14 protein-coding genes are annotated in these 18,131 nt (G+C 72.6%); 5 read left to right on the top strand and 9 right to left on the bottom strand.

What is annotated here, in order from left to right; all coding sequences use genetic code 11:
* Positions 1-142 precede the first annotated feature (142 nt).
* The 5 genes from AC0I8G_RS00785 to AC0I8G_RS00765 form a co-directional block, all read right to left on the bottom strand.
* On the bottom strand, positions 143-3,370 hold the full coding sequence (locus AC0I8G_RS00785) for a GAF domain-containing protein (RefSeq protein WP_471728267.1): 3,228 nt from the start codon (positions 3,368-3,370) through the stop codon (positions 143-145).
* 194 nt (positions 3,371-3,564) lie between these two features.
* Positions 3,565-5,283 carry a CYTH and CHAD domain-containing protein gene (locus AC0I8G_RS00780; protein ID WP_471728266.1) on the bottom strand — a complete coding sequence of 573 codons (1,719 nt, stop codon included), beginning with the start codon at positions 5,281-5,283 and terminating at the stop codon, positions 3,565-3,567.
* Positions 5,284-5,441: 158 nt separating this feature from the next.
* Entirely contained in the window at positions 5,442-7,082 is a 1,641-nt protein-coding gene (locus tag AC0I8G_RS00775; RefSeq protein WP_471728265.1) for an alkaline phosphatase D family protein, read from the bottom strand.
* 127 nt (positions 7,083-7,209) lie between these two features.
* Positions 7,210-7,866 (bottom strand): 2'-5' RNA ligase family protein, encoded by a 657-nt coding sequence (locus tag AC0I8G_RS00770; protein ID WP_471728264.1) that lies wholly within the window; start codon positions 7,864-7,866, stop codon positions 7,210-7,212.
* 37 nt (positions 7,867-7,903) lie between these two features.
* On the bottom strand, positions 7,904-8,695 hold the full coding sequence (locus AC0I8G_RS00765; protein WP_471728263.1) for an AraC family transcriptional regulator: 792 nt from the start codon (positions 8,693-8,695) through the stop codon (positions 7,904-7,906).
* 87 nt (positions 8,696-8,782) lie between these two features.
* On the opposite strand from AC0I8G_RS00765, the gene AC0I8G_RS00760 reads away from it, so the two are divergent.
* The 5 genes from AC0I8G_RS00760 to AC0I8G_RS00740 all read left to right on the top strand — a co-directional run bounded on the left by AC0I8G_RS00760 (position 8,783) and on the right by AC0I8G_RS00740 (position 13,004).
* On the top strand, positions 8,783-9,292 hold the full coding sequence (locus AC0I8G_RS00760) for a VOC family protein (protein WP_471728262.1): 510 nt from the start codon (positions 8,783-8,785) through the stop codon (positions 9,290-9,292).
* Positions 9,293-9,385: 93 nt separating this feature from the next.
* Positions 9,386-11,014, top strand: a complete 1,629-nt coding sequence (locus AC0I8G_RS00755) for a diguanylate cyclase (protein ID WP_471728261.1) — start codon at positions 9,386-9,388, stop codon at positions 11,012-11,014.
* 144 nt (positions 11,015-11,158) lie between these two features.
* The gene (locus AC0I8G_RS00750) at positions 11,159-11,635 is read left to right on the top strand and encodes a DnaJ family domain-containing protein (protein ID WP_380259124.1); all 477 of its coding nucleotides are present in this window, start codon (positions 11,159-11,161) and stop codon (positions 11,633-11,635) included.
* 141 nt (positions 11,636-11,776) lie between these two features.
* On the top strand, positions 11,777-12,133 hold the full coding sequence (locus AC0I8G_RS00745) for a hypothetical protein (RefSeq protein WP_471728260.1): 357 nt from the start codon (positions 11,777-11,779) through the stop codon (positions 12,131-12,133).
* A 22-nt stretch (positions 12,134-12,155) separates the two neighbouring features.
* Positions 12,156-13,004 (top strand): LLM class flavin-dependent oxidoreductase, encoded by an 849-nt coding sequence (locus tag AC0I8G_RS00740; protein WP_471728259.1) that lies wholly within the window; start codon positions 12,156-12,158, stop codon positions 13,002-13,004.
* Positions 13,005-13,067: 63 nt separating this feature from the next.
* Here AC0I8G_RS00740 and AC0I8G_RS00735 read toward each other — a convergent pair whose 3' ends face one another.
* From AC0I8G_RS00735 to AC0I8G_RS00720, 4 genes are read right to left on the bottom strand one after another with little or no spacing between them, the layout of a single operon-like run.
* Positions 13,068-14,600 carry an alpha-N-arabinofuranosidase gene (locus AC0I8G_RS00735; RefSeq protein WP_471728258.1) on the bottom strand — a complete coding sequence of 511 codons (1,533 nt, stop codon included), beginning with the start codon at positions 14,598-14,600 and terminating at the stop codon, positions 13,068-13,070.
* 7 nt (positions 14,601-14,607) lie between these two features.
* Positions 14,608-15,528: a carbohydrate ABC transporter permease gene (locus AC0I8G_RS00730; protein ID WP_471728257.1), complete on the bottom strand. Its 921-nt coding sequence runs from the start codon at positions 15,526-15,528 to the stop codon at positions 14,608-14,610.
* Complete coding sequence (locus tag AC0I8G_RS00725; RefSeq protein WP_471728256.1) at positions 15,528-16,466, bottom strand: carbohydrate ABC transporter permease; 939 nt, start codon at positions 16,464-16,466, stop codon at positions 15,528-15,530. Before AC0I8G_RS00725 ends, AC0I8G_RS00730 begins: the two co-directional genes overlap by 1 nt.
* A 37-nt stretch (positions 16,467-16,503) precedes the next feature.
* A complete protein-coding gene (locus tag AC0I8G_RS00720) occupies positions 16,504-17,871 on the bottom strand; it encodes an extracellular solute-binding protein (protein WP_471728255.1) in 1,368 nt (455 codons plus the stop codon).
* Positions 17,872-18,131 lie beyond the last annotated feature (260 nt).

The following is an 18,131-nucleotide window of genomic DNA, read 5'->3' as shown; positions in this document are numbered from 1 at the left end:
CGTGAACCCTGTCTCGGCAGCTCGCGCAGCCCGGATCACGGCCGATGCAGCAGGCCGTCTCGGCGGCGAAGTCGCCGGCCACCGACGAGCGTGGTTCCTCCGTCGCCGCGGGTGACGAGACGAGTGCGGCCGAGGCTGGTCGTCAGTCGGCGTGCAGCTCGACCCACACCGTCTTGCCGACCTCCTCGTCGCGCACACCCCACGCGGTGGCCAGCACGTCGATCATCGCCAACCCGCGGCCGTCCAGTGCATCGGGATCGCTGACGGTCAGCACCGGGTGGCGAGAGTTGTCGTCACTGACCTCGACCCGCACCTTTCGCGAAGTGGCCTCGACCAGCAGCCGGACCTGACTGCGCCCGTGCAGGAAGGCGTTGGTCACCACCTCGCTGACCAGCAGGGTCAGGGTGTCGCACAGGTCTCCGCACTCCGCCAGGCGGCAGCAGTGGTCGTGGACGAAGGTCCGCGCCTGCCCGACGGCGGCCGGTTCAGGATCCAGCACCAGCACAGCTCGGCGGCGGTGCTCACCCGAGTCCTCCGAGGACGGCCCCGTCTCCTCGGGGTCGGCGCTGTCCACGGTGGGGGTTTCGCGCGGGTCGCACCTCGGCCCGGCCTCCACCGGCCGCGGCCGGTCCTCGGGGTGGACGCGCACCGCGAGCAGGGCCACGTCGTCCTCGACCTGGTCGCCGACCCGAGCCAGCAGTTCGTCGCACAGCTCATCGACGGTGAGGTGGGCCAGCTCGGCGACGGTGGCGGCCAGCCAGTCCAGCCCGGCCTGCAGGGTGGCGCCGCGCCGCTCGACGAGGCCGTCGGTGCAGAGCAGCACCGTCGAACCCGGCGCCAGCAGAACCTGGTGGTCGTGGCGGGCGGTCTCCGGCGCCACCCCGAGCATCAGGTCCGCCGGGGTCTCCAGGAAGCTCACCGCACCCTCGGGGTCGATCAGCAGCGGGGGCAGGTGGCCGGCGTTCGACCAGCGCAGCAGCCGCGCCCCGGTGCGTCGCTGCTGCGGGGTCTGCTCGATGCGGGCCAGGACCAGCGTCGCGGTGGTGTCCACCCCGAGGTCGTGGGCGGCGTGGTCGAGGATGGTGAGGATCGCCGCAGGCGGGTCGCCGACGGCGTAGCCGATGCCGCGCAGCAGGTTGCGCAGCTGCCCCATGGCCGCGGCGGCGACGCGGTCGTGGCCGGTGACGTCGCCGATGACCAGGCTGGTGGTGCCGTCGGCGGTGATGAACGCGTCGTACCAGTCCCCCCCGACCTGGGCTTCCTCGGCGGCGGGGGAGTAGCGCACCGCGATGTGCAGGTGGTCCGGCTCGGGCGGGCTGGTCAGCAGGGACCGCTGCAGCGTCTCGGAGAAGCGGGCGACCTCGGTGCTGGCGGCGCTCTCGGCCTCGTGGGCGCTGATGCGTTCGAGCGCCTGCGCGGTCAGAGCCGCGAACGCCTCCAGCAGGCCCTGCTCCGGCTCGGTCCAGGTGCGTTCGGTGGCGAAACCCACCGACAGGCATCCCAGCAGGTGCCCCCGGGCGACCAGCGGCACCGCCGCGGAGGCCTGCACCCCGGCATCGGCGTAGATCTGCGCCGAACCGGGGAAGGCGGCCTCCGTCTCGCCCCGGTCGGACAGGAAGTAGCTGACCCCGGTGGCCGCGCTGCGGATCGCCGGGAGGGGGAAGTCGGCCGGGACCCGCTGGACGGTGGTGCGGACCTCGGCGTAGCTGTCGGTGATGAGGGTGGCGACGTGGGCACCGTCGTCCTCGCGCAGGCACAGCCCGCATCCGTTGGCCTGCAGGAGCTCACGGCCCTGCTCGCCCAGGACGGCCAGTACGGCCTCCTGGTCCTGGGCGCCGGCCAGGGCGTGAGCGATGACCACCAACGCCTGTTGGCGATCGGCGGAGACGCGGGCGTCTTCGGCGGAGGCCCGTTCGGCGTCGCGGGAGCGCAACCGTTGCAGGGCTTGGGCGCACTGGGCGGCGAAGGTGTCCAGCAGGTCCAGCTGCTCGGTGGGGAAGGGCTGGGCCTGGGCCCAGCCGGCGGTGAGCACGCCGATGACCTGCCCGTCGGCGTGCAGCGGGATGGAGGCCCACGCCTGGCAGCCGGTGGACACGGCGACATCGATCATCATCGGGGAGTAGGCGTCAGTGGCGTCCTGATCGCTCAGCAGGATGCGTTGTCCGGTGCTGAAGGCTTCGCACACCGGTAGTGCCTCGTGCAGGCCCAGGCGTCCGTAGTCGGCTTGGACACCAGGCCCGTAGCTGACGGTGATGTAGGACAGCAGGCTCGAGGGGTTGTCGGGGTCGGCGACCGCGACGGCACCTCCGTCGGCACCCAACGCGCTCAGACCCTGTTCGGCCATGGTGGTGACCAGGTCGTCGATGGCCTCGGTCTGGGCCAGAGCCAGGGCGATCCGCCCGAGCGCGGCCAGCTGGGCGCCGGAGCGGCGGGCGGCGGCCTCGGCCTCGTGGCGGGCGGTGATGTCCAGGAAGTACAGCGCGAGCCCCGCGCCTCCGGGCCTGGTGGTGGGGGTGGCGCGGACCTCGAACCAGGTGTTCAGCGGGGCGGGGTAGTAGGCGTCGAAGGAGATCACCTGCCCGCTATGCATCGCCAGGCGGTAGTTGGTCTCGAAGACGGTGCCGACCGCGGCGGGGAACAGCTCCCACAGCACCTGACCGCTCAGGTCGTCCCCGGCAGCGCCCAGGACCCGTCGTGCTTGGGCGTTGACGTAGTCGATCCGCCACTCCTGATCCACCAGCAGGTAGCCGATGGCCATGGATTCGCTGATCTGCGTCGCGAGGTCGGTGGCGGCGCGTTCGGCGTGCTGGGACGTGGTGACCTGCACGGCCGCCCGGCGCAGGGTCAGCTCCCGGGTGGCGGTGGCGGCGAGGTCGGCCAGGACGTCCAGCTCGTGCCGGGTCCAGTCGCGGGGCTGGGTGTCGATGGCGCACAGCGACCCGACGGGCACACCGTCGGGGTCGTGGAGGGGGAAGCCGGCGTAAGCGATGACCCCGAGGTCGTCGATGGCGGGGTTGTCGGCCAGGACCGGGTCCTGGCGGGCGTCCCGGACCACCAGGGGGGCGTCGTGGGCCACGACGTACTGGCAGAAGGAGTGCGACAGCCCTGCGCAGCGTGCCTGCTGCCAGGGGGCGGGCAGCCCTTCGGCCCCGGGGAAGACCTGCCCTTCGGTGCTGACCAGGCTGACCAGGCCCACGGGGACACCCAGCGTGGCGCGGACCAGACGGGCGTAGCGGTCGAAGACCTCGTCGGGCTGGTCCGGCGAGGGGACCTCGAGCGGCAGCCGGGAGGGCAGGTGGGCGGGGAGCGCGTCGTTCACCCGTCGGACGGCCGGGTCGGTCTGCGGCCGGTCCCCATCCCCTGCGGTCACTGCCCGATCATGCCAGTACCGCAGCAACGCCCACCGCGATCGTTCGGGTCGCCGCGGCTCCGGCCTCCAGTCGGTTCCTGCCGCTGGTGGAGGCAGTGCGCGACCGCGACCGCGAACGAGGTCGCCGACACGGCGCGGGAACCGGGGGTCGGGTCAGCGCCTTCCGGTGCCGACCCGACCCGGCGCGCGTCCGATCACCGCAGCCAGCGGTGGAGGCGCTTGGCCCGCAGCGCGTCCCAGGCGTCGTCGACGTCGGATTCGCTGAGCCGGGCGTGGGTCTCCTCCTGCGCGAACAGCCGTCCGTAGGCGAAGGCCACCTCGGGCTCCGCCCGAGCGGCCAGGTCGGCCAACCGCTCACGGGTGACGACGGAGTCCTGGTGCTCACCGAGGACCTCCTGCACCGCGGTCGTCGCCGCGGCGAACCGCTTGGCGTCCTTCCCGAATACGACGGCGACCGCCTCGGCGGCGTAGCGCACCTGCTTCGCGGCCTTGCGGGCCTCGTGGAACAGCTCGTCCCGTTCGTGACCGGCGGGGGCGTCCTGCGCGGCGGCCACCAGCCCCGCCAGCGTGCGGTACGTCCGGGCGACGCGCTTCGGGAGTTCCCGCCCGGCGGGGCGACGGGCCTTCGGGCTCGTCACCGGGCTCTCGACGAACTCCTGGAGGGTGTCCAGCAGGCGTTGGTAGCGCTCGGAGTCCAGTTCCAGGAGCACCTGGTCGTGGGCCCGGCGGTAGTCCGACCCCAGCTGCTCGGCCACCCGCTGCGGCACGGCCCCCGTCGCCGCGGGGTCGTCCGGCTGGTCCTCGGGGGCGACGTCCGGGGAGACGTCCAACGCCGCGACCGCCTGCACCAGGCGGTCGCGCAGGACCTCCGCGTCGCGCGCCCGCCCCAACTCGGCGGCCAGCCAGCGCAACTCGTCCCGCAACGGTTTCGTCGGTGCGCCCAGCAAGGGCTGGAACGTGCGGAGCGCGCTGCGCAGGCGGCGGGTGGCGACCCGCATCTTGTGCACGCTGTCGGGCTCGTCGGCCCGGACGCGGGCGTCCTGGTCGAAGACCTGCTGGACCTGTTCGCGCAGGTGCAGGAAGAGCACGTCGCCCGCGCTCGACGCCGTCGACAGCTCCTTGCGCCGAGGGGTGGTGCCGCGGGACAACGTCCGGGGTTCCGCCGGGGTCGCGGCGGACGGCGTGGTCACCTCGACAGGGACGACCTCCGCGGTGTCGATGCCAGGATCGGTGTCGGTACCGGCGTCGGTGGTGTGGTCGTCGGCCGCGGGTTCCGGCGGCCCTCCCGCCAGGACGCGCCCGACCTTCGAGGGACTCGTCGAGACGACCAGGCCGGCCGCACGCAGCGCGGCGTCGACGGCGTCGAAGACCGCACGGTCGCCGTCGAGGAGTTCCAGTTCCACCTCGCGCCACGTCTGCCCCGCACCCGGCTCCCCGGAACCCCCGGCCGGCAGCAGCCGGTGGGCCTCGACCCGGTCGTCGGCGAGTTCCAGCAACCGTCGACCACTCGCGTCGAGGACCGTCTGCACGCTCCGGTGCGTGGACAGCCGGACCACCGGTACGAGCGCCTGCCCCTCGGTGAGGGCCTCGACGAGGCGGCGCAGCGCGACCGGGACGGTGCGGACCGCGCGTCCCAGCGGTACCCGGCGTTCGAGGCGGGCGCCGTCGTCACCGGGGGTCTTCAGGTGCCACCCGGCGTCGACGCCGCCGGTGCGCCGGCGCAGCGTCGTCCTCGCCCCGGAGAGGCGCAGGTCGGGGGTGTCGAAGTAGACGGCGTCGAGGACGAACTCGCCGCGGTCACCGACGCGCAGTCCGGTCGCGTCGACCTCGGGCAGCACGGCGGCCAGCGGCGGCAGCTCGGCGTCGGGGGCGAACTCGTACTTCACTTCGATCTCTTCGTGGGCGTCGACCATCCCGCTTGTCTACCCGCCCGCGGACGTCGGCGCACGATCATGCTCGGCGGGCGCACTCCGCGCTGTCGATCGACTACCGGGAGTGAGTCCCCGGCCCATCGAAGCACGGGGCGCGGCAACGGGGCGGTGTCACGGGGACACCGCCCCGCCGGCGGCGCTCAGGCCTCCTGCAGCCCGGGGTGTCCGGCCTCGACGACGAAGGTCGCCCGGGTGCCCGCCGCGGCCCCCGGCTGCGACACTCGGTCGAGCACCCGGAACTCGGCGCGCAGTTCGTGCCGGTCCAGGCGCGCGACGACGTAGCCGCGCTGGTTGTTGGCGAGCTTCAGGTCGGGGTTGTCGGCCAGTTCGCTGTCGCGGGTCGCGTAGTCGTCACCCCCGTCACCCCCGGACGTGATCGAGGTGGCGACCAGTTCGACGCCCACGGGGGCGGAGCCCGGGTCGGTGGCGACCCGGGAGAGGTCCGCCGCGTAGTGCTTGTGCACGTCGCCGGAGAGGACGACGGGGTTCTCCACCCCGCGTTCGGCGAACTCGTCCAGCAGTCGCTGGCGGTTGGCGGTGTACCCGTCCCACGAGTCGGGGTTGAAACCGCGGTCGACGCCCGGGACGTAGTCGTGCTCGTGGAACACGACCTGCTGGGCGATGACGTCCCACGTCGCCCCGGAGCGTTCGAGGCCGTCGAGCAGCCACGCCTCCTGCTCCTCGCCCATGATCGTGCGCTGGGGTTCGTCGCGTTCCGGGCCGGAGCTGGGGAACGTGTCCCCACCGGGCTGGTCGTCGCGGAACTGGCGGGTGTCGAGCACGTGGAAGTTCGCCAGTCGTCCCCAGCTGAGGCGGCGGTACAACTGCATGTCGGCCCCGGTGGGGCGGGCGTCGGCGCGCAACGGCATGTTCTCGTAGTAGGCCTGGTAGGCCGCGGCCCGGCGGGCGGTGAACTCCTCGAGGGTCGGCACGGGGACCTGTTCCTCGGCGACGAGTGCGGCGTAGTTGTTCTCGACCTCGTGGTCGTCCCAGGTGACGATCCACGGCGCCACCGCGTGCGCGGCCTGCAGGTCCGGGTCCGCCTTGTACTGGGCGTGGCGCTGGCGGTAGTTGGCCAGCGACACGGTCTCCGGGCCCATGTGGTCGCGCACGTTGCTGCCCGACGGCGAGACGTAGGTGTCCGCCTGGTACTCGTAGATGTAGTCCCCGAGGAAGACGACCACGTCCGGCTGTTCCTCGGCCAGGCGGCGGTAGGCGGTGAACCAGCCGTGTTCGTACTGCGCGCAGGACGCGAACGCCATGGTCAGCGGTGTGCCCCAGGAGGTCCGGGCGGGCGCGGTGCGGGTCAGGCCGACCGGGGAGACCTCCCCGCCGAGACCGGCCAGGCGGAAGCGGTAGAAGAACTCCCGTCCGGAGGGCAGGCGGTCGACCTCGACGTGGACGCTGTGGCCGAGCTGGGACGGGGCGACCGTCCGGCCGCTGCGCACGATGCGGCGGAACGCGTCGTCCTCCGCGAGTTCCCACTCGACGGGGACGTCGCGGTCCGGCATGCCGCCCCGTCCGTCCTCGGCGTAGGGGTAGGGCGCCAGTCGCGTCCACAGGACGATGCCGTCGGGCGTGGGTTCCCCGGAGGCGACGCCGAGGGTGAAGGGGTTGCCCAGGCGTGAGGCGAAGGACTTCGTCGCCCGGCCGGGGCTCTGGGTCGCGGACGCGCTGTGCTGACCGGCCACGAGCAGGCCGGTGCCGGCGGCTGCGCCGGCGAGGACGCTGCGGCGGCCCAGGCCGCCGGCGGAGGTGCTGACGAGGGGGAACGTGGTCACGGGGATCCTCACGAGGCGGGTGGCTGCGGTGCACTCCGGATGCCCCGAACCCTTCCCGTGCTCGGCCAATCCACAGCTGACGCCGAACGGCTCCTCGGTGAACGCTGCGCAGATCCTGTGCGTCGTGTCAGTCCAGGGTCCACGTCGCGACGTGTTCGCACACCAGGCTGCGCCACCACCGCCCGCTCCAGTCGGAACTGGCGGTGCGGTACAGGGTCACGGTGCGACCCCGGAAACCCTGCGGTACCGCGACGTCGAGGCCGGTGACGAACTCGCCCACCTCGTCGTGCAGGTCGGGACGTTCGTAGAGGTCGTGCGAGGCCAGGGACAGGTGGGCCAGGAAACCGGCGCGGTCGAAGCCGTGGACCTGCGGGGAGTTCATCGGCAGCCGCAACGGCGACACGGCGGCGTCGACCGCGGCGGCGAGGTCCACGAACTCGGCGTTCGGGGTCCCGTCGGCGCGGTGGTGCACGTCGTAGACGAAACCCACCCCGCTGGCCCGCACCCCGCGGTTGTGGACGTCGAAGCCGCGGCGGCCCGCCAGGGCGGCGTCGAGGGCGGTGACGATCGCGTCCTCGTCGCGGCCCAGGTGCTGGCTGCCCACCAGGGTGGCGTGCGGCGGGAACGCCCAGGCCGAGACGAACCCGTACTGCGCCCGGAGCTGGGCGGTGATGGTCGTGACGGCCAGGCACGTCCGCGGGTCGGGCCGCAGGTAGACGCCGTAGCGGTAGGGATCGCCCACGTCGCGGGCCCGTTCCCCGGGGCGCGACGCCTCGCCGTGCATGCGGCGAACGTACCCGCCTCGCGCCGGACCCGGGACGTCAGGTCGCCCCGGAGCGGCGGTACGCGCTGGGGGCCATGCCGAGGACCGCGCGGAAGTCGTGGGTCAGGTGCGCGTGGTCGGCGTAGCCGAGGTCGGCGGCGATGCGGGCCAGGTCGGCGCCGGGATCGTTCCGGACGCGCTCGGCGGCCTCTTGCAACCGGCGGCGACGGATCATCGCCGCGGGCGGGAGACCGACGTAGCGGCGGGCGAGGCGTTGCAGGGTGCGCGGTGACGTCGCCAGGCGGAGGGCGACGTCCTCCACCCGGAGGACCTCGGGGTCGGAGTCGATGAGCTCGGCCATCGCGTTGGCCAGCGCCGCCTCCGCGGACGGCTCCCCGACGTGGGCGGCGAGCCAGTCGGCGAACGCGGCGGCCCCCCGGGCGGGGAGACCGTCGGCCGGGCCCGGCGTCGCGTCCCGGACGGCCGTCAGCAGGTCGGGCAGGTCGAGGCGCCGGTAGGCGTCGCGCAACGCCGTGGGGTCGTCGGTGAAGGCGGGCACCGCCGCCGGCAGCAGCTGCGCACCGACGGCCCAGCCGCTCCCGCTGAGGTCCTGGTGCGAACGCCGCGTCGTCGGTCCGGCGAGGCCGACGAAACCACCCTCACGGCTGTCCACGACGAGGTTGCAGGCCGGGAAGGCCACGACGTGCTGGCGGGAGACCCGGCCGGCGTCGACGTCCCACTGCGGGACCCAGAACCAGCGCACCAGCCGGCGCACCGCCTCGGGGGCCGGCACCCGGGTGAACCGGGGCAGGCGCGCGGGGTAGAGGATCCCGCGGTCCGCTCCGGTCACGTCCGTACGGTAGCGCCGGGGTCGTGGCGCCGGGGTTGGCGCGAATCTCCAAGCCGGACCCGGGCGGCGGCGCCTAGCGTCGCGACCATGAGCGAAACGACCGGTCGCCGGGCCGCGCACGGCGAGCACACCACCCACGGGGTCCCGCACGGTTCCAGCGGCATCACCCCGTTCCTGACGATCGCGCGCGCCCGGGAGGCCGTCGAGTTCTACCGCGACGTCTTCGGCGCGCGGGTCGTCGACGTGACCGAGATGGGTGGCGTCGTCGTCCACGCCGAGCTCGCCCTGGGCGGCGGTCACCTGCAGCTGGGGGAACCGAACCCCGACTACCACCTCGTCCCGGCCCCGGACGGCGACGACGACTGCTACTCCCTCGGGTTCCACTGCGCCGACGTCGACGCCGTGGTGGCGCGCGCCGAGGCGGCCGGGGCGACGGTCCGCGAACCCCCGACCGACTTCGTCTCCGGCGACCGCTTCGCGAGCGTCCGCGACCCGTTCGGGGTGCGGTGGTCGGTCATGACGCGCGTCGAGGACCTGTCCGAGGAGGAGAGCGCCCGCCGGGTCGCGGAGTGGGCTGCCGCCGCCGTCGCCGGGTGACGTGACGTCCCCGCCCGTCCGCCGCGCACTTCAGTCCGCCCCCGGGTCGGTCGACACCCAGGAGGAGGGTGTCGAGCGCGGAGGGGGCAGGCGGTGGACGGACCAGCGACCACGGTGATCGTCGACTCCCCGTCCCCGGAGGTGCTGCAGGCCGCCCTGCACGACGTCGCGTTCCTCGTCGGCCACGACGTCGAGGCCGCCGCGAGCCGTGCGGGGTTCCTCCTGCACCAGGTCCGCCACCACGTCCCCGGTCCGGAGCGGACGGGGCTCGGGTGGCAGGCGGAGCTCGTCATCGCCGACGCCGCCGGCCGCCGCGGCGACGCGGAGCGCCTCGGGGTCGTCGCGCAGGCCGCGCTCGCGTGGGCCGACGGGGCGGGAGACGAGTTCGTCGCCGCCCGCGCCCACCAGTTGCTCTCGACCCTGCACGAGATCCTCGGCGACGGCGGACTCGCCCTCGAGCACGCCGTGCAGGGCGTGGAGCGCCTCCCGGCCGACGCTCCCGCGTGGGTGCACGGTGACCACCGGTCCCGCCTCGGCATCACCCACGAGGTCCTCGGCGACTTCGACGAGGCCCGCACCCGGTTCACCGGGCTGCTGCGGGCGGCGGAGGCCCAGGGCGACCAGAACCTGCGGCTGCGGACGCTGAACAACCTCGCCTACCTGGAACTCCGCGCGGGGCGGGCGGCCGATGCCGCAGCCCTCGCCGCGGAGCTGCTGGAGCACTCCCGGCGGACGGGCCTGGCGCTGAGCGCCGCGGCCTGGGACACGGTCGCGCACGTCCGCATGGGGGCGGGCCGGTGGGCCGCCGCGGAGGCCGTGCTGCGCGACGCCCTCGGCGACGCGCGCCTGATCACCGAGGCCCGGGACGTTGCGACCCTGCACGTCAACCTCGCCCGGTGCCTGCGCCACCTCGAGCGCTTCGCCGAGGCGGCGCAGAGCCTGGCGACCGCGGCCGCGCAGTGCGCGGACCTCTCCTTCGGCGAGGTGGGGGCCGACCTCGTGCTCGAGCAGTGCGAACTGGCCGCGGCCACCGGCGACTTCGAGGGCGCCTACCGGCTGCACCGCAGGTTCTACGACCTCACGATGGAGCGCGTCTCCGCGGCGAAGCACCACCGGGCCCGGGTCCTCGCCGCGATCTACGAGACGACCGAGGCCCGTCGCGCCGGCGAGCACTACCAGCGGCTGGCCGAACGCGACCACCTCACCGGGCTGTTCAACCGCCGCTACGTCGAGGACGTCGTCCCGGCGCGGGTGGCGGCGTCCGGTGGACGGGGGTGGGCGATCGCCCTGCTCGACCTCGACCACTTCAAACGCGTCAACGACACCCACTCCCACCAGGTCGGTGACGAGGTGCTGCAGCAGTTCGCCCGCTACCTGGAACAGTTCTGCGGGCCGGGTGAGATCGCCGCCCGCCTGGGCGGCGAGGAGTTCCTGCTGCTGCTGCGCGACGACCACGACCACGACCACGACGACGACGGGGGCGACGGGGGCGCGCGCGTCACCGTCCTCCGGTTGCTGGAGGCCGTGCGCTCGCACGACTGGGGCGTCCTCGCCGCCGGTCTGCGCGTCACCTGCAGCGCCGGGCTCGTGCCGGTCGGCGGTGGCGGGTCCGCCCTGGTCGACGCGCTGGCCGTGGCCGACCGGAACCTCTACGCCGCGAAGCGTGCGGGTCGTGACCGGTTGCGTTCCGACGCCCCGCGCAGGCGCCGCGACCCGAGCTGAGCCGCGCCGGGTCGGTCCACCGGTCTTCCCCGGCGCTGCGGATCACCGCTGGCGTTCCGCGTTGACCGTCGGCGGAGCGCTGACTACTTTCGGGACCAGGGTTCGCGACGACGGTTCGCGACGACGGGCGAGGTGGGTGGCGCGGTGAGCGAACGCAAACCTCCCGGCACGTCCTTCGAGGACTGGGTCGAACGCCAGGTGCGCGAGGCGCAGGAACGCGGCGACTTCGACCACCTCCCGGGGGCCGGAGCGCCGCTGCGCGGCCTGGACCGCGACTTCTCGGCCGAGGAGTGGGCCGCGGACAAGGCCCGCCGCGAGGGCTACGACGTCAGCGCCATGCTCCCGCCCGCGCTGGCCCTGCGCCGCGAGCGGGAGGACATCCTGCGCGACCTCGGTCGGCTGCACTCCGAGTCGCTGGTGCGGGCCGAGGTCGAGGGGTTCAACGACCGGGTGCGTGAGCTCTACCGGCGACCCAGTGACGGGCCCCTCGTCGTGGTGGCGCTGCTCCAGGAGTCCGTCGTGCTCGAGGCGTGGCGTGCCGCTCGACCCGCCCCGGTCGTGGCGGCCCCGGTCACCCCTCCGCCGCGTCGCCGGAGGTGGTTCCGCCGCGACCGCGGGTGAGTGATCCGCTGCGCAGCGGAGCCGCAGTGCGCCCAACCCGGGGGGGATCCCCCGAACGTGGGCGAAGCCCGTCGCGGCGGGCGCATCCTGACGTGCGTCGTCACCCGCGGCGCTCGGGGAGGAGGACCTGTGGACGACCGGATGCAGCCTCTGGACGGTGCGTGGCCCGTCCCGTTGTCCTCCGTCCTGGCGGCGCTCGAGGTCGACGACGAGGTCCTCCTCGACCTCGGTCCGGTGGGGGCGGTCGTCGTGCGGCGCGCCGTGCCCACCGTGCCCACCTTGGTCCCCCGAACGGACGACCTCCCCGTGCTGAGCGAGCGGGGCGCCCGGGTGCTGGGCCTGGTGGCCGGGGGGTTGCCCGCCGTGGTGGTCGCGCACACCGTGGGGCTGGCGCTCCCGGACCTCGCGCACGAACTGGCGCTGCTGCGCGAGCGCTACGGCGTGGACAGCACCGCCTCCGCCGTGGCGCGGGCGCGCACCGTCGGCGACCTGGACTGATCCGGTTCCGTAGGGTGCGAGGGTGCTCGAACTCTCCTGCGTGGTCCTGAACGACCTGCACCCCACCGCCTTCACCGAGACCGCGCGCGCCGTCGAGGCCGTGGGGTTGCGCACGGTGTTCTGCTACGACCACCTGTCCTGGGAGTCCCTGCGCGACGGGCCCTGGTACAACGCCGTGCCGTTGCTGGCGGCGGCCGCCACGGTCACGACCACGGTGCGGCTGGGCACGCTCGTCGCCTCCCCGAACTTCCGTCACCCGGTGACCTTCGCGCACGAGGTGATGACCCTCGACCAGCTGAGCGGGGGGCGCCTCGAACTCGGCGTGGGGGCGGGGACGGCGAGGCACGACGCCACGGTGCTGGGCGTCGCGGAACTCACCCCCGCGCAGCGGCAGTCGCGCTTCGCGGAGTGGACGACGCTGCTGAGCACGGTCCTGGCGCAGCGGGCCACCGACGTGGTGGGGGAGCGGTACACGGCGTTCGACGCCCGCAACGTCCCCGGTCCGGTGGCCGGCTCGATCCCGCTGACGGTGGCCGCGGCCGGTCCGCGGGGGATGCGCTTCGCCGCCTCCGTCGGGGACACCTGGGTGACCTACGGCGACCGCCGTCCGGGGTCCGAGGAGACCGTCGAGCGGTTCACCGCCCCGGCTGCCCGCTTCGCGCAGGTCCCCGGTGCGGCGGGCGTCCGGGCGATGGCGCTGCTGAGCCTGGACGAGGAGGCGGCCTACCGGGACTACCCGCGGTTCGCGGCCGCCCTGGAGGCGGCGGGCTTCGACGAGGTCGTCGTGCACTGGCCCCGCGAGGACGGCCGGGGGATGCCCGCCGACGTCCTCGACACGGTGCTGCGGACGCACGGGCTGGGCCGGACGTGAGAGCGCTCGGGTGCGACCTGTCCGGCCGCACCCGAGCGCGTCGAGGGGTGTTCCCCGCGATCCTCAGGCGAGGGTGAGTTCCACCGTCGCGAAGGAGTGCGGGGGCAGGTCGACGACGAGCGTGTCGCCCTCGCGGCGGGCGCCGTCGAAGGCCACGGGCGCCACGGCGGAGGGGTCCTGCACCGTGTTGTGCGCCTGCAACGAGGGAGCCGCGAGGATCTTCGCGGTCGCGACCTGCCAGTCACGTCCCCGCAGGTCGAGCCGGACGGTGCCGCCGTCCTCGGCGTCGAGGTTGGTCAGCGAGACCAGCGCGCTGCCCTCCCGCGAACTCACCGAGGTGGTCAGCGTCGCGTACTCGCCGACCTCGCCCCGGTAGCGGGCGTCGGAGCTCACGACCTGCACCGGGTGGCTGGTGGCGTCCTGGTGCCCGGCGTTCATCGCGAACACGTGGTACGTCGGGGTGAGGACCATCTTCGCGCCGTCGGTCAGCACCATCGCCTGCAGCACGTTGACCGTCTGGGCGATGTTCGCCATGACCAGCCGGCGGGCGTTGGCGTGGAAGACGTCGAAGTGCAGACCGGCGACGAGCGCGTCGCGCAGGGTGTTCTGCTGGAACAGGAACCCCGGGTTGGTGCCGGGTTCCACGTCCCACCAGGTGCCCCACTCGTCGCAGACGAGACCGACGGTGGCCTCGGGGTCGTAGGCGTCCATGACCCGCGCGTGCCCCCGGACGATCTCGTCGATGCGCCAGGCGTTGAGGATGGTGCGGTGGTACTCCTCGGCGTCGAACTCCGTCGCCGAGCCCTTGTGCTGCCAGTCGTCGCTGGCGTGGGTGTAGTAGTGGAACGACAGGGCCTGCCAGCGCGTGTGGTGGCGCTCCTCGACCGGCCCGCCGAGGGTGCTGATCGACTTCATCAGCGTCTCGGTCCAGTGGTAGTCGTCCCGGTTCGGCCCGGCCGCGATGCGGTACAGCTCGTTGCCGTCGTGGTTGCGGGCGTAGGTCGAGAACTGGCTGGCGAGCTGGGTGTACTGCTCGGCGGTCATGTTGCCGCCGCAGCCCCACGACTCGTTCCCGATGCCCCAGAAGGGGACCTTCCAGGGCTCGGTGCGCCCGTGCTCGCGGCGCAGCCGGGACATCGGGGCGTCGCCGGAGCGGGTGAGGTACTCGACCCAGTCGCTCATCTCGGCGACGGTGCCGGAGCCCACGTTGCCCGAGACGTAGGGCTCCGCCCCCAGGAGCTCGCAGAGCTGCATGAACTCGTGGGTGCCGAAGGAGTTGTCCTCGACGACGTCGCCCCAGTGGGTGTTGACCATCGAGGGGCGTTCCTCGCGCGGGCCGACGCCGTTCATCCAGTGGTACTCGTCGGCGAAGCAGCCCCCTGGCCAGCGCAGGTTGGGGATGCTGATCTCCTTCAGGGCCTGCACGACGTCGTCGCGCACCCCCGCGGTGTTCTGGATCGGGGAGTCCTCCCCGACCCAGAACCCCTCGTAGATGCACCGGCCCAGGTGCTCGGCGAAGTGGCCGTAGAGGTGTCGGCTGATGGTCGCGCCCGCCACGTCGAGGTCGACGACGCCGTGCAGGTTTCCGGTGCTCACAGGTGGATCAGCCCTTCAGACCGGTTCCGGCGACACCTTCGACGATGCGGCGCTGGAAGACGAGGAACAGGATGACGAGCGGCAGGGCGCCGAGGACGGCAGACGCCTGGATGTCGGCGTAGCGCTGGCCGAACGAACCCTGGACGGTCGCGAGACCGACGGGGATCGTCATGAGCTTCGGGTTGGTCAGCGTGAACAGCGGCAGGATGAGGTTGTTCCACACCCCGACGAAGGTCACGATCGCCATCGCGGAGATGACCGGCCGCGACAGCGGCATCACGATCGAGCGGTAGATGCGCCAGTTGGAGGCCCCGTCGAGGCGGGCGGACTCCTCGAGCTCTTTGGGGATCCCGTCGAAGAACTGCTTGAAGACGAAGAGCGCGACGACGCTGGGGACCTGCGGGAAGATGATCGCCCAGTAGGTGTTCAGGAGGTTGAGCCACCCGAGCTGCTGGACCAGCGGGATGATCAGCACGTTCGCCGGGATCATGATGCCCGCGAGGATCGCGCCGAACACCAGTCCGCGACCGCGGAAGGTCATCCGCGAGAGCGCGTAGCCCGCCATCGAGGCGAAGAGGACGACCAGGGCGGCGCTGACCACGGAGGTGATGGCGCTGGAGAGGTACCAGTTCCACAGGTCGCCGCCCTTGAGCAGCGCCGTGTAGGAGGCGAACGTCGGGTGCAGGTCCTTGAGGATGGCCTCGGCCCCGAGCGCGGCCACGGAGTTCTGCGTCAACGACGTCTTGATCGCCCACAGGCTGGGGACCAGCCACAGGACGGCGAAGACGGTCAGCACGATGGCCATGGCGATGTTGAACCGCTTGCTGCCGTCGGTGCGGACGTGGGAGACCCGCGCGGCCGGGGCCGCGGAGGAGATGCCGCCGCGCGAACGGCCGGGACGGGTGCCCGCGATGTCGGGTGTCGCCATCAGGCGGCCCTCCTCTCCTGCGCGCGCTCGATGAGCTGGCGCGCGACTGCGATGACGACGATGACGATGAACAGGAGGACCGAGGCGGCGGCCGCGGCGCCGATCCGGTTGTCGTTGAAGCCGTTGTGCGAGATGAACGTGAGCGCGACCTCGGTGCTGGTGCCCGGCCCGCCGTCGGTCATGATCGCCACCTGGTCGAAGATCTTCAGGCTGGCGATGATCTGGAGCAGGATGACCAGGGTCGTGGTGCGGCGCAGCATCGGGATGGTCAGGAACCGGATCTGCTGCCAGGCGGTGGCGCCGTCGAGGGCGGCCGCCTCGTAGAGCTCGCGGGGGACCTCCTGGAGGCCGGCCAGGTAGAGGATGAAGTTGAAGCCGATCGTCCACCAGATCGTGGTGATCGCGATGCCGACCATGGCCAGCGAGGGAGAACCCAGCACGGGGTTGGGGGCCTCGGCCCCGAACCACGTCTGGATCGTCGGCCACAGGCCGGTGCCGGAGCTGAAGACGAAGATCCAGATGAGCGCCACGCTGGCCGAGGGCAGGATGTAGGGCGCGAAGAACGACAGCCGCCAGAACCACGCCCCGCGCGTCATCCGGTTCGCCAGCACGGCGAAGACGAACGACAGCACGACGAGCGGGATGGTGGTGTAGATCGTGAACTGCAGGGTGTGCCACATCGCGGACCAGAAGGTCGCGTTGCCGAGCATCTCGGCGTAGTTGGCGAACCCGGCGAACGACCCGAGACCCGGCTTGACCAGGCTGGTGTCGAAGAAGCTCGCGATGAACATGTAGACGGCCGGGCCGATGAGGAAGGCCAGGTAGAACACCGCGAAGGGTGCGATGAACAGCCACGCGGGACGGTTCTGGTTCTCCGAGCGGAGGGCCTTGCCCGGGCGGGTGGGCGCCGTAGCCGCGGAGAGGGTCGTCGTGGTCACAGTCGGTCGCCTCCAGGCGTGAGGTTCCGGGGGCCCGTCACAGCGGGTTCGCCGTCTTCGCGTAGCTGTTCAACTGGGAGCGGATGGCCTTCAGGGCGGCGTCCGGGCTGGACAGGCCGTTGATGACCAGGCCGATCTGGGAGCCGACGACGTTCTCGAAGTTCGACCCGGAGCCGGAGTACCAGGCGGGGGAGTCGTACTTGGCGTAGTTCGCGGCCTCGGCGTAGTCGTGCATGGGCTCCAGCGCCTCGTACTCGGCGCTGTTGAACGTCTCGGCGTAGGCGGGGATGTGCCCACCCGCGGCCCACGTCATGCTCTGGTCGAGCATCGACCGGACGAAGCCCATGGCGCGCTTGAGACGGTCCTCGTCCCGGTCCATCTTGGGGAGGATGAACGTGTGCGAGTCCGCGTGGGCCGCGGGTTCGTCGTACAACGTCGGGAAGGCCGCCATCCCGAACGTGAGTCCTTCGATGCCCTGGGCGGTGGTGACCTCCCACTCGCCGTTGAGGAAGAACCCCGACTTGCCGGTGAACATCGACGACTCCGCCCCGGCGGTGTCGGCGTTGGAGGGCACGAGGCCCTTCTCGACCCACGAGCGGATCAGCACGAGGACGTCGTGCAGGATGCCTTCGTCGTAAGTGATCTTCGTGCCCTGGTCGGAGAGGAACTCCGGGGCGCCGGTGGTCTGGAAGTACAGGGTGTTGACCATGCGCCAGCAGTTGGAGTTGTCCCCGACCGACCCGGTGGTCATGCCCCACTGGCCGCTGGCCTCCTTGGCCGCGGTCATCGCGGCCTCCCAGCCGTCGGTGCCCTCGATCGGCTTGAGCTTCCCGTCGGAGTCGACCAGGCCGGCCTTGTCGAGGACCTCGGTGTTGTAGAACACGACCCAGGGGTGGGTGTCGAGCGGGAGCGCGTAGGGAACGCCGTCGACCTTGACGGACTCCCAGGCCTTCTCGGTGAAGGACTCGGCTGTGAGGCCGCCGGCCGCGAGCACCTCGTCGGTGATGGGGGAGAGCAGGCCGGCCTCGGCGAGGTTGGCCGCGCGGGTGGCGTGCGAGACCGCGACGTCCGGCGGCTTGTTGCCCAGCGTCGCCAGGGTGACCTTCGAGTAGTACGGGTTGCCCCACGCGAAGGTCGCCGCCTCGAGGGACTTCTCGCTGCCCTGCTGCTTGCGGTACTCGTCCTCCATCTGGATCATCCGCGCGCCGTCGCCGCCGCCGAAGAGGTTCCAGAACTGCGTCGTTCCCGGCGCGAGCTCGCTGCCGACGAGTCCGGCCGACAGGGCCGAGCCGCAGCCGGAGGTGCCGGCCACGAGGCCGAGCCCACCGGCGGCGAGGCCGCCGCGCACCAGGCTGCGCCGGCTGAGGGCACCCCGTGCCGGGGGTGTCGGGGGATGACTGTTCACTCGAGATCCGTCCCTGCCGTCGTTGGCGGTCGTGGCAGTGCGGCCCGGACGCCTGAGCGCCAGGAACCGCACCGTCCCGTTCAGTGCTGCGGAACTTAGCACGCCGTTTGCAACGCTGCATAGACCTTCGGAAGACTTGATTTGCAACGATGCACAGGACGGCGTGGCACGGTTGCCGGAGAGCCTGGCGACGGGGCAGAGTGGGGCGCGCACCGCTGGCGCGTCGTGCCCCCGGGAACGCTCCGGACGCCCGCCGATCG

The sequence above is a fragment of the Kineococcus sp. AC630 genome (assembly GCF_979255925.1).
The sequence above is the reverse complement of the archived record's forward strand: the minus strand, read 5'-3'. Positions and strand labels throughout refer to the sequence as shown.

Excerpts from the sequence above, each read along its gene's own strand:
- AC0I8G_RS00780 (WP_471728266.1), bottom strand. The coding sequence starts at position 5,283 with ATGGTCGACGCCCACGAAGAGATCGAAGTGAAGTACGAGTTCGCCCCC.
- AC0I8G_RS00770 (WP_471728264.1), bottom strand. The coding sequence starts at position 7,866 with ATGCACGGCGAGGCGTCGCGCCCCGGGGAACGGGCCCGCGACGTGGGC.
- AC0I8G_RS00760 (WP_471728262.1), top strand. The coding sequence starts at position 8,783 with ATGAGCGAAACGACCGGTCGCCGGGCCGCGCACGGCGAGCACACCACC.
- AC0I8G_RS00745 (WP_471728260.1), top strand. The coding sequence starts at position 11,777 with ATGCAGCCTCTGGACGGTGCGTGGCCCGTCCCGTTGTCCTCCGTCCTG.
- AC0I8G_RS00730 (WP_471728257.1), bottom strand. The coding sequence starts at position 15,528 with ATGGCGACACCCGACATCGCGGGCACCCGTCCCGGCCGTTCGCGCGGC.